This is a genomic window from Lysobacter sp. Root983, assembly GCF_001429345.1.
Taxonomy (GTDB): Bacteria; Pseudomonadota; Gammaproteobacteria; order Xanthomonadales; family Xanthomonadaceae; genus Lysobacter.
Window position 1 is genome coordinate 603,498 of record NZ_LMJO01000001.1, and the last position, 14,552, is coordinate 618,049.

At 55.3% G+C, this 14,552-nt stretch carries 16 protein-coding genes; all 16 read right to left on the reverse strand.

Going from position 1 to position 14,552, the window contains the following annotated elements:
- Window positions 1-496: 496 nt before the first annotated feature.
- Window positions 497-823 carry a nucleotide pyrophosphohydrolase gene (locus ASE43_RS02710; RefSeq protein WP_057159381.1) on the reverse strand — a complete coding sequence of 109 codons (327 nt, stop codon included), beginning with the start codon at window positions 821-823 and terminating at the stop codon, window positions 497-499.
- 79 nt (window positions 824-902) lie between these two features.
- Window positions 903-1,136 carry a hypothetical protein gene (locus tag ASE43_RS21525; protein WP_157489277.1) on the reverse strand — a complete coding sequence of 78 codons (234 nt, stop codon included), beginning with the start codon at window positions 1,134-1,136 and terminating at the stop codon, window positions 903-905.
- Between the two features lie 79 nt (window positions 1,137-1,215).
- Window positions 1,216-1,674, reverse strand: coding sequence for a hypothetical protein (locus ASE43_RS21530; protein ID WP_157499634.1), 459 nt, complete (start codon window positions 1,672-1,674; stop codon window positions 1,216-1,218).
- A 365-nt stretch (window positions 1,675-2,039) separates the two neighbouring features.
- The gene (locus ASE43_RS21015) at window positions 2,040-2,657 is read right to left on the reverse strand and encodes a DUF1294 domain-containing protein (RefSeq protein ID WP_082607056.1); all 618 of its coding nucleotides are present in this window, start codon (window positions 2,655-2,657) and stop codon (window positions 2,040-2,042) included.
- A 70-nt stretch (window positions 2,658-2,727) separates the two neighbouring features.
- Window positions 2,728-3,099 carry a DUF4274 domain-containing protein gene (locus tag ASE43_RS21020; RefSeq protein WP_082607057.1) on the reverse strand — a complete coding sequence of 124 codons (372 nt, stop codon included), beginning with the start codon at window positions 3,097-3,099 and terminating at the stop codon, window positions 2,728-2,730.
- A gap of 60 nt (window positions 3,100-3,159) precedes the next feature.
- Window positions 3,160-3,468: a hypothetical protein gene (locus ASE43_RS02720; RefSeq protein WP_157499635.1), complete on the reverse strand. Its 309-nt coding sequence runs from the start codon at window positions 3,466-3,468 to the stop codon at window positions 3,160-3,162.
- 256 nt (window positions 3,469-3,724) lie between these two features.
- Entirely contained in the window at window positions 3,725-4,144 is a 420-nt protein-coding gene (locus tag ASE43_RS02725; protein WP_056174861.1) for a hypothetical protein, read from the reverse strand.
- Window positions 4,145-4,201: 57 nt separating this feature from the next.
- A complete protein-coding gene (locus tag ASE43_RS02730; RefSeq protein ID WP_057159384.1) occupies window positions 4,202-4,576 on the reverse strand; it encodes a VOC family protein in 375 nt (124 codons plus the stop codon).
- An 836-nt stretch (window positions 4,577-5,412) separates the two neighbouring features.
- Window positions 5,413-5,952, reverse strand: a complete 540-nt coding sequence (locus ASE43_RS02740) for a hypothetical protein (protein WP_057159386.1) — start codon at window positions 5,950-5,952, stop codon at window positions 5,413-5,415.
- 519 nt (window positions 5,953-6,471) lie between these two features.
- Window positions 6,472-6,888 (reverse strand): DUF4440 domain-containing protein, encoded by a 417-nt coding sequence (locus tag ASE43_RS21535; protein WP_157499636.1) that lies wholly within the window; start codon window positions 6,886-6,888, stop codon window positions 6,472-6,474.
- Window positions 6,889-7,711: 823 nt separating this feature from the next.
- Window positions 7,712-8,041 (reverse strand): hypothetical protein, encoded by a 330-nt coding sequence (locus tag ASE43_RS21540; protein ID WP_157499637.1) that lies wholly within the window; start codon window positions 8,039-8,041, stop codon window positions 7,712-7,714.
- A gap of 58 nt (window positions 8,042-8,099) precedes the next feature.
- Window positions 8,100-8,414 carry a hypothetical protein gene (locus ASE43_RS21545; protein WP_157499638.1) on the reverse strand — a complete coding sequence of 105 codons (315 nt, stop codon included), beginning with the start codon at window positions 8,412-8,414 and terminating at the stop codon, window positions 8,100-8,102.
- 1,489 nt (window positions 8,415-9,903) lie between these two features.
- On the reverse strand, window positions 9,904-10,218 hold the full coding sequence (locus tag ASE43_RS02745) for a hypothetical protein (RefSeq protein ID WP_057159387.1): 315 nt from the start codon (window positions 10,216-10,218) through the stop codon (window positions 9,904-9,906).
- A gap of 96 nt (window positions 10,219-10,314) precedes the next feature.
- Window positions 10,315-10,674: a hypothetical protein gene (locus ASE43_RS02750; protein WP_057159388.1), complete on the reverse strand. Its 360-nt coding sequence runs from the start codon at window positions 10,672-10,674 to the stop codon at window positions 10,315-10,317.
- 2,031 nt (window positions 10,675-12,705) lie between these two features.
- Window positions 12,706-13,191: a hypothetical protein gene (locus tag ASE43_RS02760; protein WP_057159390.1), complete on the reverse strand. Its 486-nt coding sequence runs from the start codon at window positions 13,189-13,191 to the stop codon at window positions 12,706-12,708.
- Between the two features lie 52 nt (window positions 13,192-13,243).
- The gene (locus ASE43_RS02765) at window positions 13,244-13,531 is read right to left on the reverse strand and encodes a hypothetical protein (RefSeq protein ID WP_057159391.1); all 288 of its coding nucleotides are present in this window, start codon (window positions 13,529-13,531) and stop codon (window positions 13,244-13,246) included.
- Window positions 13,532-14,552 lie beyond the last annotated feature (1,021 nt).

Sequence of the window (14,552 nt, forward strand, 5' to 3'; positions counted from 1 at the left end):
TGCCAGCCTAGCGCGCCACGCGCGCATCGCCGAGCGTAATGGCCACGACGGGGCCCGATCACGACGCGATCCATCTACGGACAACCCCGGCCTAGCATCGCCAAGGTCATTCATGTCCTCTGCAACTCACTAAGCGAACAGCGCGAAGGGCACAGGCCACCAATAGCCTGCGCCTCCCAATGGAACAGGTGTCCAGAAGAGGAGAACTACCGCCGCCCTGATCGATATCTTGAGCCATTGTTTGGACATGCGCCTGGTCAATAACCAAGTGATAGCAAAGACGATGGCAAAGACCACGGCGAGAACCGCATAGAGGAATATCGCCAACTCCGTGGGGTCTGAAGCATGCGCGAGGGTTGGACTTACGAGCATCGAAAAGAAAACAAACGAGCGATTTGGAAGCGAGTTAAGGCCTTTCGAGCATCTTCGATGGCTGGCAACAGGCCTAACGCCCGAATTGAGCCGAGCCGCGATGCGGCGTCGGATGAACCAATGGCTATGCACCCAGCTCGCCGGATACATGTGCAACCAGCTCGCCGGTGTTCTTGACAAACTCCGCCTCCAAGTCGATGCCGCACTTATTTGCAAGCACAATAATGGACCATAAACAGTCCGACAATTCATGGCCGAGCTTTGCTTTGCAGTCGTCGATATGTCTGATGCCCGCGTTCGCCTGAATCAGCTTTGCCAGATCGCCCACATCGCCCACGAAGCCGAGCGCAAGCTCTTCTGTGCTCCAGACACGCCCATACCTTTTGATCTCGAGCTTTTCGTAAAGCTCGTTTAGCTCAAGCGCTAGTTTCTCGATGTCACTGAGCTTCATGATTGCATAGCACCTGTTAAGCCGAGCCGCGAAGCGCTCTGTTTGGATGAAATGGGTTCCGACCTGGACAGACAGGCCCTCATTTGCGCAGCAACTCCGGTGATTCCGCAGGATCGAAGCGGGCCTTTCCGTCTTTGTCCATAGAGAACGTGTTGGTAAGTTCCTTTTCAAGCGGCAGCACTGCTTCGGGTGTGACCGGAACGATCTGACGAACAGCACGCCTGATCTTGCGGTGCGATGCTGCTTTGTCGGATTTTTCGGACGTCGCTGATGTAACCCCACTGACAGGCGTCTTGCGCTTTGATCTCGCCATGAACCTACTCCTGCCTACTAACACGCGAGCGAAGACGACCCACACAGCGGGGTCGGATTGAACGAATTGCCAGAGGCTTTCACCGGATGCCGCAGCCGCTGACCAGCTGGCTATCGGCGCGCACATAACTTGCCGTATTGCCGGTCTTGTCGCTATGCAGCAGCAATTGGTCGTACGCAGGCGAAGCAGATAGCTCTATAGGGATCGCGTAACCGTTCGCATTAGCGAGGAGAGACACAGATCGACCAGAATGCCTATGCAAAAACTCGATGCTGCCTTTGGCCCGGATGACCATACCCGTCCCGTCTTCGTTGAACTGCAATGAGTCCTTGGGGCTATTGTCGGGATCTTCGCAAAGAACCCAGGTCCCAACGAGCCAACCGACTTTAGGACTCTGATCCGGCTGAGCAGCAACCTCCATGGAAGCCAGCAAAAGAAGTAAATAAAACATCAAGTTACGAAACACCATAGCCACCTCAACTCCGAACCAAGCCCAGCCGCGAAGCAATTTTGGCCGGAACAAACAGCTATCTCTCATATGAATCCTGCTTCACGCAATGCGCTAGCGATTGCGATTGGCTCCGCCGTCGCACCAACAGGAAAAATGTCCAACTCCGGCTCCCAACCTGCCGGAGCCCGCGCTGTTGAATGCTCATAGCTGAGACAGGATTGACACCACTCCCAAAGGCCCCGGCCGCCGTCATGCCACCTAAGAAGCCTGCGCTCGCCACACACAGGACAAGGATGGGCGACGCATATCCGCGCGGGGGCTTCGGAAAAGGCTTGGCGCCATGCGCCCAGCAGGGCCGAAGGCACACCTTCCCAAACGCTGGGGGTATCGGACATAAGCGCAAAAGCCTGAATTAAGCAGCGCCGCCAAGCGGCGTCGACTTGAGTGAATCGTTAGCTGCCGAGAAGTGCGGTTGTCAACGACCTCGCGGCACCACTGCGTATAAGCCAAATAGTAGCAACAATGTTAATGAGAACGGTAACCCAGAAAACCGATTGAAACGATGTCTTCACGGTCTTATGGCGAAACCGTTGCTGCGCCATGAGCGCGCCAGGCCAGCCGCCAAGCGCATCCACGAAATGCAGCGTGCTTTCCGGAGTGCGCTGCATGCCCTTCCCCGCTGCAGCCTTGTCTACCGAGTACATGATGTAAGACAAGCAACTCAGCAGCGCGTAGCCCGCGATGATTGCAAACGGGATGAAACCGAAGAACGCGGCAAATGCGCTTGCAAGCAAGAATAGAACGCCGATCGCCAACCTTGGCATTGGCCTGGATGACTTGCGTTGCTCGATCTTCTGACCGGCATAACGCACATCCACTGCGTTCGCGCGGCCGCGATCGTCCTTAGACACCGAGTACGAGATGAGGTCTCCGTCAACAGGGCGACGAGACTCGGGCTGGAATGCTTTGATATGAACAAAGGCACGGACGCTGCCGCCACCGGCATGCGGCGTGACTAAGCCGTATCCTTTTTCCTCGTTCCAGCCTGAAATTCTTCCTACAAGTCTCATGGCAAGTTCGCTTTACGAATAACGCGCGAATGAGGCCGAACCGCGAAGCGGCTCCAGTTCAAACGAACTATCAGACCGACCAACTGCCACCAAGAAGTAGGCTAGGCACGCCGAGCTTTCGGTACTTATAGATCTGAACCTTGGTCAGCGGGACCTGGAACGAAGTTGCGCCTTGAACATAGTGCCCACTCAAAATTCGTTGAGTGATCGAGCTACAGAAGCATCGCCAGTCTTCGTTGTACGCGCCGTTAGATACCTCTCCGAGGTAAATCGAAATGGCGTTAGAAAGCCAGAACAGTTCAAGAGCTACTGCAAGATCACAATTTGGGTGATCTGCGATCGCTTGTGGAAAAGCAAAGCCGTCATCCCAATTGTAGTCAAGGCACATATGCCGCAGAGTTTCCGGGGTAGCATCGCGGGGCACATGGATGAAAAGTGTCATTCGGTGCGAGCCTAACGCCTGAACTAAGCCACGCCGCGAAGCGGCCGATTGAACTAATCGCTAGTCGCGATCACGCAAGCCTTGATCGCGCAGCTTCTTGATTCGCTCATGAATCTTGTCGGACCTAAACTTGAAGAAGTAGTAGAGCGCTATAAACCCCACAAAGGCAGCGGGCGCGACGCTGCGCCCTAACGCGCGCCCCAACTGGTACGGCCCTAGATCCGAGCGCGACGCCATGACGAGGTTAAACACTATAAACGCCCCTGCCAGCACCAAATAGATGGCGGCGCCGTTGACGGTCAGAGTTCGCCGCGCCGAATTGATAACTTTTGCGATGCCTAGACAGGCAAGAAAGATCAAAGCGAACACAAAAAAAAGCACAAAACCCCCAATAGTTTTGAATGTCTCGCGTGAGAAGCGACCGATCGGCGTACTCGTGATTCACGAATATAGCCGTGTGCGCCATCACTGGATAGCCTGATGCGCGTCATAGGAAGACCTACGAGAGCCGTCACCGCTTCCGGCCCGCAGGAAAACGGAGACCGTCAGATAGGCATACACGCGCGATGACATTCGGCTTGAGCGCGCGAATCCCTTTCGGCCTGAATGACCATCAGACCGCATCTTAAACGTCCATAAGAACGATACGAGACTCGCCCGCCAGGATGGCCCGTAGATCCGCATCGAGTTTCGCGACCGCCACAGTAGTGTCGATTCTTCTGAAGAGGCGCTTCCAGAGAGAGACCTCAGCCTCCGGAAAGCAATGCCAGATCACGTCCTCCTTGGCGGGTGGCGGGTCTCCCGGTTTTGCGGTGTCGTAGTCAGCGACACTCCCGCAACCGACCCACAACATGAAAGGGGCTCGCAAGCACACCAGGCAGCGCCCCCAATCCTCATCAATGACAGGCTCGACGACATAGCCACGCCCCTCCAATTGGACTTTCAGCCACGCAGCAAGCTGCCTGCCGTACATGCGAGGATTGATCAGCTCATCCTCGCCCGGCTCTATGTCAAACAGGGTTGACTTAAACCGATAGCCTTCCATGCGACCTGACACCTGAATTAAGCCGAGCCGCCTAACGGCTTCAGCTTGAATGAATAGCTAGGGTTCAGCCGGAATGACGTGTCCAATGCGCCAAAGCACACCTGTAGGATCGATGAGTGTGAAGTCCCTGATCCCCCAGGGCCTATCATCTGGCGGACTAAGGCGAACCGCGAACTTTGCGACTACATCCGACGCTTCGACGTTCCGATACCAATCGTCTGCATTTGAGACAAGCATGTGCATTACGAAGTTGTTTGCATGCTCCGGATTGTAGAACTGCGAAAGCAGAAATGAGGTCTTACCAAAACGAAGATAAGCGAGCTCATCCGACTCCATCGTCGCTTCGAAGCCGAGCGCCTCGTAGAAAGCTATGGACTCGGCAAGCTCCCGAGCCGGAACAAACGCTTTGATCTCAATCGTCTCCAGATTCATGCGCCCCCCCTACAAGGCCAAACGCCGACATTGAGCCGACCCACAAAGCGGCTTCGACTTGCATGATTGTTCAGGCTCGACGGGCGATGCAAGCAGCTCCTTGAGCTTCACCCTATTCCCCAGAACGCATCTTTGAACGCCGACCCGAGTTGCCTGAGGGTCTTGTTGTCGCCACCACGCAGCGCAACCCGAATGAGTTGCACGATAGTAGCCAGTCCAAGGGCTAAGAAGACAACAAGACCGAGACCGTCACGGAACGCGCACGCAACCCCAAACCAGAAGATAGCCAGGACTAGCAAAGCCAGAGCTTGCTTCCTCTCACCGTTTGCCATGTCTATTCCCTAGCGCTAGCGCCTGAATTAAGCCGTCCCGCGAAGCGACTTCGGCTTGAATGAATTGCTAGAACCCACCGCCGGTGAGGCCCCAGGGAAATGGCGGCTCCGTTGATAGGCAGAACCCCTGAGGGGTCAACTTGCTATCGATCCGAAGCACATCCATTGCAGTAAGCATTGTGCCGAGTTGCTGGCCATCTCTTAGGATTTGGAGTGCTTGTCGACCGGTAATGCCAAGTTCTGCAGCGACACAAGCCGCTGCTTTAGCCAGATGGCCATTGGTTGTGACCAAGCGAATCCGGTACTGGGTTTTATCCCACTGAGGAAGGTCATAGTTGGTCGTGGTAACAGCCCAAGAGCACTCGCTGCAAGAAACCGATCTCGACCCCTCCGAGATCGAGAGAACCAGAAGAGCACCACAGCCTGGGCAAAAACGATCCGTCATGTACTGCCTAACGCTTGAACCAAGCCAACCCGCCCAGCGGATTCGGCTTGAATGAATTGTTAGGCCGCGTCTGCGTACTTGCCGATGAGGGCGCGCCATTCAGCCCAGAACAGCGCCCAGCCTTTGCGATCAAAAGCATCGTCGATCTCGACTTTGGGTGTAGATGAAGCATAAAAGGCGTCAATCTGCCTTGCAAACTGTATAACCGCCGCGCGCCAGACCGCGACCTCAACAGTGACGGCGGCTACCCCGCGAGCGATTCGGACCTGGTCATCCGCAAGATGCTCCACGCTGAAATCGATCCCTACTCCACAACCGAGGAGAATCAGCGCCCCGCCCTCGCCAGCGGGCCACGCGTTGAAAGCGCAGCACGGAAGAAGATGATTGCCGTCCGTTACAGAGGTGGTCGCTGTATGGGAGGACTTGAGAGTGCGCAGAAGAAAGAAGGCCGCGCCGCTGAGGGTCAGCTCCCCATCCTTAGCGGTAACTAGCTCCACACCATTGACGGTGATCATCATTTCGCCATGGGCGCACTGGTCTAGCGGATCATCCGGCGCGCCCTGGATCCATCGCAAATTCAGCGCTTGAATTGTCAACATGTGGCGCAATACCTGAATTAAGCCGACTCTCAAAACTGTATCGGCTTGAATGAGCCGTCAGGCCTTAGCGGAATCCTACGACTACCATTTGAATAGACCCTCTTCTCCATACCGGCGTAGAAATGGATCAGCACTTGATGCCATAACCTCAAGGGCCGCATGGGCTGATGGCGTTCCAATCCCGACAAGAGCAAAGGCACACTTTCGCTGAAACTCATGGAGATTTCCCCAACGGATCAAGTGAGGAAACGGAATATTTACCGCTTGGGCAATGGCACCTATAGCAGACTCGTCGCCGCTTTGATCGATGCTGAAAACTATGTCCTCGTGAACGTCATGCCAGTCCTCCAACAACAACCGACGGAGAGCGCTTGGAGGAATTTGCCCCGCGCAGAGCGCTGCTCTTAGTGCGATGCTGTCTCGTGCTCTCTCGGCTGCTTCTAGCGCTTGTGTACTTATCATAAGGCCTTACGCTTGAACTGGGCCGTCCCGCGAAGCGACTTCGGCTTGAATGAATTGTCAGGCATCGTCGTCGACCCAGGCAAGCGAGGATATGCGCCACCCATCGCTTAGATCTACAAGCTGGAAGCACTTGGTGCCTGATCCCGAGTAGTCGCGATCGTTGAGTATCCCGAGCTTGCTGTAGCGTGATGTGCGAGTCGCTATGCCGCCAAAAATGGATGTACTTGAGTCGGTCTCGTACTCGTGAAAGTCTCGCAGCGTGCCATTTGCAAGCAAATCAATACGCGGCAACGCAAACTCGAGTGGAGTGTAGATAGCTGTCGCGGCTTTAGAATGGCGAACAATAACCGCCTTATCACTGAAGCAGTCAACGACACGTTTCAGCTCCGGCAGAACACCACCGCGATTGTCGAAGGCCGAAAAGAAGGCGCCGATGAGTACATCAATCCTATCTCGCTCGCGCTGATCGCTCATGCGAATCCTAACGCCTGAGTTGAGCCGAGCCGCGAAGCGGGTTCGGCTTGAATGAATTGTTAGGCGACACTGCCGACCGCCCTACCGCAGTGCAAGCACTTGCGAGTATAGGGATTACGCCAGAACGTGCCCGAGGCAAATCGATTGTCGCAGTGGGGGCAACGAAATAGCCAGACGTAGTTTGCCGTCAGCGCGGGGGCCAATACCGCGAAGAAGGCCAGTACATAGAAGACCCAGTCCACGCCAAGTGCGCTAGCCAAGAAACCACCAGCCAGACCAATTGCTACAGAAGCCGGAAGCGAACGCAGATGCAATTGTTGGCGTTTGCGGTACTGGTACCACTGATCTTCAAGGTATGCAGGATTCAACATGTGCCGTCTAACGCCTGAACTAAGCGGACCCGCGGAACAGATTCGGATTGAATGAACTGTCAGGTGACAGGTGCCCACCGACCGTGAGCAACATCTCCGACTCGCTATTCCAACTCCGATTCATACACTTCCACCTCATATAGGCAGTCGTTCCCAACGGCCGGGAAGTACGCCAACACCATCGGCAGACCATCTTCGCCGGTGAACCCCTGATCCAGAACCACCATGTCTCCGATCTGCGGAGCACGCCCTGCTGCTGTGAGGAGCCGGTAGCGCTCCGCGGGTATCTCAACCAGAAGACGAGCACAAGGATTTCCCATTGTTTCCATGAGTGCCACCTAACGCCTGAGTTAAGCCGGACCGCTGCGCGGCGCGGCGTGATGACACACCTCACCATTTCAGACGAGTCGCGAAGCGGTCTCGGCATGAACGAATTGCAGTCCCCTTAGAGATCAGTCCATCCAGCCGTAAGGTGGTGATTGGCCAGTTCTCAGTTCAACAGCAAGGGGAACGGGAATGTCTACAGACTTCCGGATCAATGAAAAGCCCCAGCGTGCGTGCATTTCGTAGCGCCCGTTGAAATCTTTGTCCACTAGGGCCCAGTCACAGTCATCACAGCCACGTAAATGCAGCTCGAAGTCCGCGACACCATCATTGTTACGGTCGTAGTAGGCAACGCCGATGAAGTCACCTGACGCAGGATCGGTAACTTGAGGTTCTGCATGCTCTGGTGCACAAGCTGCGAGCAGAACAACTACCAAAAAAGCGGTGCCACTTCGCATAGAAGCCTAGCGCCTGAATAAAGCCGACCCGCAAAGCGAGCTCGGCACAAATGAATTGTTAGGCCCCGCCTGCTTGATATGCAAGCAATGCCTCACGAACCACCAAGAGCTCTGTCGCCCAACCACGAGGGTCAGGGCTGATCTCAAATCGCTCCCCGGCGGGCCAGGTCGACTCAATCGTGAAATTGCGGCCGTTTAACTGAAAGCGACAGAAGGGCTTACCGCGAAAGCCAAACAGGACACCTGGCTTCTGCGTCACCAGCACACCCGGAATGCTTGAAACGATGCGTGCAGCAGTTCGTCTACCGATCGACGAGGAGATCTCGATAGACCAAATGCGCCCGGGCTTTGGCGAGTTGTCATAGACCTTCATGCGGCGCCTAACGTTTGAGTTCAGCGGCCGCCGCAGGCGGCCCGCTGGAACGACGGACTTGGCCTGATGCCTCACTCATTCCATGCCCCTTCAGGTTCGATATCAAGCCTTCCATCGCGAACGAAAGCGCGATAGATGCTCCCGCTCGCAACCAGCCCTTCACTGAGTCGACCGGTTTTGATTTCGTAGTCGGCGTCAAGGGCTACCTGGTTCCCGTGAACGTCCTCGTACGGATATGAATTGGGCGTCCATACCTGAATGACCATCTCGCCCGACAAAGTCCTCACCCGGTCGCATAGCTCGCGTTCGAGTTCGTCCTTCGGTGTGTATGGCAACGGATTTACGGTCGTCAGTCGCATGACAGCCTAACGCTGAATTAAGCCGACCCGCGAAGCGAATTCGGTTTGAATGAATTGTTAGGGCCAAACCTAGTAGTCCGAGCCCCAGTTCTCAATCTCAACAGCACAACCAAAGATGGACGATAGGGCTGCCCGGTGGAGGACAAGCCACGATAGCAGGGGTTCACTATAGCTATCAGAATGTAGGACTGCGACTGGAGATCCCTTGGGAGCGGAAATCTCAAGCGCGACGAAGCCCGGCCCTTTGGCTCGCTGCATTGACCCAATGGAAATACGGGCAGCTGGCCAAGTAACGCTCATGCAGCGCCCCTTGTGACATAGGCCAGCAGTTCCGGCAGCCTCATCTGTCCACGCAACAAGGTGCCACAAGCGACCCGATGCCAAACGATTTCGGACCTCGGGTGGCGCGACCTCGAAAGAACACGAGCCCACTCCAAGCCGAAAGGGAACCGCTGCACTTGTCTCAAGAGTTACAATTCTCACTTTGGGTCAAGACGCCTAAATTAAGCTGAGCCGCGAAGCGGCTTCGACTTGAATGAACTGTCAGCAGGAACTGCACCAATCGTCGCCCCTGCAAGCCAAAATGCCGCACCGCGAACTCAAATCACTGCTCCAGCATGTTCTCGACTGGGTTCGAGCCTGCCCGATTCATCGCACAGCCTTCTTGGATAAATGTCGGATGTAATAAGACGACTCTGCGGCAGGTATCAGGCGGAAGTGCTTATATGGTTCCTGTCCGTTGCCGTACAGGAGGTAAGCGTTCTTATCGGACAGGCGAACCTCGTAGTTGCATGGCGACGCTGGAAAAGTGCGGCGAGTAGTGAACCTATCCCCGGATTTTCGCCCCCCTTTCCAGCCGAGAAGGACCTCCCATAAAACAGTTTCGCGGAAGCTCTCGGCGTAACGAAGATCAGCGGCTTGTCGGGGCCGGAATGAAACCGCTACTGGCCGCGCCAATACAACAATTTCACTGCGCTCGAACTCGTAATCGGGAGGAAATAGAACGATCGAGCATGCTGCAGTTGGCGCAGAAGCCGTCAACAAAAATAGAAAGACGATCATGCACTTCATGTTGCACCTATCGCCAGAGTGGAACCGGCCCGAGGAGCGGCCTCAGCTAGAATGATTAGCTAGGACATTATCCTGCGAAAGAAGCCCGTCACGATACAAGTAGCCAACAATACGATGAGAATTTGGTGAATGCGGTAGTGCCGCCGAATGGCGATGTGGTCCGGGTCCGATAGATCATCGGCCGTGGGTACCTTTCGCATGCGGAAGAGGTTGAGGACGATTCCCACTGGTGAGCCGCCGAAGCGGACATTTCCGAGATCCGGGTAGCTCAATCGTTGCGACTCCACCGCTTTTCGGACCTTCCTGGCCAGCAACCAATCGCTCGCTATGACGGCAATAAATAGGCCCACGCATAAGTAGTACAGCAGCGGCATGAATTCTCCGAGTGATCTCGCGCATGAACTAGGCCGCCCTGCGAGGCGGCTTTAACTTGAATGGATTCTTAGGCCGCGTGCCACCTCAGCCCATGGTCAGTCCGCCGCCGAGGGTGCAACTCGGCGGACCCGGCCTTGCAGCCAACTGTCGACAATCTCTTGCCCAGAAAGATCAACCTCTGCTCTATCCAACAAGCTGATAGATATCTCATTCACATCACCCTTGAGTTCTAAGGGCTCGATCTCCCAGTGGCTATCAAAAAGAGCGCCCCCGATTTTTGCCCCTGACAGAACGAGATCAACGCCAGGGGCGCCTCTGTACTCCGTCTTGAGGTATATGAGGAATGCCAACTTTGCTCGGAGAGCGTAATCCTCCAGGGTCCATAGGCTTTTTCCGCCCTCGGGGCTTTGCCAAAGCTGAGACTCCCTCAAAACATCTCTGGACAGTTCATCCATGTCGGTAGTGAGTTGAACAAGTGACGATTTGGGGCGGACTAGGTAGTAGCTATTTGTTCTCATCGAAACTCCTTAAGCACCGATCGTGCCCGATACTTGCCACGGCGGCTCATGCCTGAGTCTAAGCCGCGTCAAGAGCGCCAGCTTGAATGAATTGTTAGGCCCGTAGGTCAACTACCGCAAGCAGCAGATGAGCAGATGACCCGCAGTAGAAACGACGGCCCTCACTGCCCTCAAGTGCCCCTCGCCCACGCTGGTATCTCTCAAATATGGTTCCAGCAGCTTCGAACTCGCGACCGCATTGCGAACACCATACAAAACCAAGCCCTTTTTCGAGGGCCTCTGCTGCCATGAACTCGAGCAGCCGTCCCTCAGTCGGGGTGGCGGCGCTGAGTGGGTAAGGGTCATCGGAAAGCCCACTAGTTGTTGCGGCCGCAAGTTGGAGCGCGATTGGGCGCAGCTCCACCTCCAAATGATGCGCCGTGTCCATTAGGCCGACGACGTATGCCTCGCATACGGCAAGAGGCAGTCGCAGGCGACAGAGTTCCCGGCGCTTTTTTACTATCGGATAGCTGACGTGCATGGTTATACGACCTAACGCCTAGATTAAGTCAACCCTCGAAGCGGGTTCGGATTGAATGAATTGCTAGCTGTCATCCGGCGGCGCCTGCTGGTCGCTCGGTCGTGGGAAAACCTCATTTCGTATCCTTTCGAGACGAACTACGACCTCTGCGTTTGACTCGCAATCATCTGAAGTTATTTCCACGAATTGGGCAGGAGTGATGTAGGCCTGTAAAATGGCATCGTCCAACATAGATTGAAACTCCGAGATGAGCGCTTTCATCTCCGCGTGGAGGGTGCCATCTCGAATCATGGCTCGAAGCTCGTGCGTCTCGTACCACTCCATGTGGCAAAAGGTTCGAAGCACCAATCGGAGCGTTTCCGGGACATCCCGCATGACTTCAATGTTCCCTAGAGCCTGAATTAAGCCGAGCCGCGAAGCGGGTTCGGCTTGAATTGACTGTCAGGCCGATACCAGCGATTCGACGCGGGCATCAAAAGTAGGACAACAGCAGCTAGCTGGAGAAATCCTTGAGCTGCGTACATGACCTTTAGAGCATCGGAATTGCGCGAAACAGCGCCTACGAGTAAGACAACGTTGACTGCCATGAGAATAACTACCAACCATCTGCCCCAGTTCCGGCGAGAGCAGATGGCGAACAACATAGCTGTGGAAACAAGTAGGCCAAGGAGCAGGCCGCCAATGAAGATAGGCGTTCTAGGAATGCCCACTCTAGCTATGGCAATAGTTAGTCCGATTGCGTAGCTGATCCCGTAAAGCCATGCGGAGATTGCGACAGAAGCTGGTCGCGTCGCGCGCGACGAGATCGGCAACGGAGCAGCAGGTGCAGAGTAAGGATTGTGTGACATCGGCCTAACGCCCGAATTAAGCCGAGCCGCGAAGCGGCTTCGGCTTGAATGAACTGTTAGGCTCCGCTGCCGAGGTCATTTGGGATTGACCCAGTGGCGGAGGACGACACCTTGATGGCTAACATAGATGTGAGTTTGCCCACCGAGCTGATGCTGACAGGAGCCAACCTCCCAACAATCGCTTTCAAGCCTCATTGTGAAGGACGGTTTCCAGCCAAGCCCCCTGCTCTGGGCGTAGTCCTTGGCAGCAGAAATTGCAATGGAGGGATCTAGCGGAACGATTTCCGGGGTGATCCTGCCCGTGGCCTCACTAATGCGAATGACGCACTCATTCTCCGCCTGAACTCGCCACTCTCCATCCTCAAGGTCGATCCAGTATGGAGGGCGCCACGGCCAACCTCGTGTTTGGGCAGCAGCGCCAGCAATTTTGAAGGCTTCAATCTCGTCGGCATGCATATCAGGGACCTAAAACCTGAATTAAGCTACGCCGCAAAGCGGCTTCGGTTGAATGAATTGCTAGGACTCTACACGTTGACTCCGCCAGTAGGACACCGCCTCAATTAAGTCGAGCCGCAAAGCGGCGTCGGCTTGACTGAACTGTTAGACCTCATGGCCCGGCACCTCCGGATAGCAATCATAGATTGCCGATGGAGGCACCCGCATGTATGTGAGAAAGTCAGCCTCTCCAAGAACCTGTGCCGGATCCAAGCGCTTCAAGAACCTGCGGAAGCTCCTGGACGAGGATTTTTCCGAATCCGGATTGCTACGCGCCAGCAACCCAAGCAGCTCAGATACAGTGACCGCTCGGCCGGGCAGTAACTCGTACTCAACCAAACTCATGCTCCAGAGCCAGTTCAGCTTGCTGAGCCAACGTCGCCGATACCCCGTTACTTGAAACTCACGTAGCTGGCCATGCCGATCCACCAACCAGCGGAACTTCCGATCGGTACGGGCGCCTTCACTGCAAAGGTAGCGGTTAGCGCCGACGTGGCGAAAATCCCCAAAGGCGATCAGTTCTTTTCCGCAGGGCACGATGTCGTCACCGAAGCGGTAGATGACGGGGAACGCGATGGGAGCTGTATCCATAAAGCCTAGCGCCTTAAGCCGAGCCGCGATCGGCTTCGGCTTGAATGAATTGTTAGGTCTCGTCCAATACGGTCAGACTCTCACCAACGACGTCAAACTGCTGAAGGAAGTCCGCATCACTTTGATCCTCGATTGCGACAGTGAGAGCAACAAGCTCGTCGCCATCCCTCCGGAGGACCTCCACGCCCTGTACCGGAACATCCATCGTTGCATCCTCGTTGAGAGAAATGTGGATACTCATCCCGCGCTCTACAGCGCCTTGGATGACCTTCCCGGCAAAGACAAACAGCGAACGGGAAGTCAGAGGGAAAGCGTACTTAACTTTAAAGATCGCTGCCATAGGGTCTAACACCTGAATTAAGCCGATCCGCGAAGCGGCTTCGACTTGACTGAATTGTCAGGCCCCGACTGCGTGAACCAGGGTATTGCGTGGTCGTTGGTAACGCGAATCAGATCGGAAATGCAGCGATCGTACGTACTCCACGATGAAGCGTTGAAGCGAAGATGATATGCGTAACCACGATGGTCACGTAATTGATCGGTTGAAGGGCCGACAACTCTGAGTGCGGGAGAACCCAGAGGGTCCTCAATAGAAAAGGAGACGCGGATATCGACGGATGCGGTCCGAGGCGGACCATAGCTGCTGCCGAGCCTGAAGAAGCCGATCTGGTCAAATAGATCGCCCCGCGGCCGACTCCAGACCATCTTCTTGGTGCGGGTGAACCCAAGAGGAGCAATGGCACGCGTGAAGTCTCCGCAGGCTCGCTCGAGCCCAGCGCGGACAATCTTTATCAATGGGACCTGAGGATCTTCCATAGAAGCCTAACGCCTGAATTAAGCTAAGCCGCGAAGCGGTTTCGACTTGAATGAATTGTTAGGCCGCGACCACCAAGCGATCCAGCGCTGCTTCTCCCAGTGATCATGAGTGAAGAAGAATGCTGATCGCGATCTCCGGGCGGAGAGCTCCAAGCTCCCGCAAGACACTACGTAGTGCTATAGCTTCACTTGGGACGCTAACCCCCAGATTTGGCAAGCCTGTGACGACAATCTTGGCAGGCAAAGATCTGTTTTCAGGATCGTACAGCCTATCCCTAAGAATCTCCCACGTAAGCTCTCCGTTGATCTGCATGCCAAAGGCTAAGGCAACCGTTTGTCGCACGAACAATGCACTCTTCGCGTGGGTGAGGTCGATGGTGACTTGCTTGGATGTCATTTGAGCCGCCTAACGCCTGAATGAAGCCGACTTGCGAAGCAAGTTCGGCTTGAATGAATTGTCAGGCCGCACCTCGCACGTCTTGGCCGGAGGGTTCCAAACCTTGTCTCCGCCATCCTCGCAGACGTGGTGGCAACCACCGCCAATG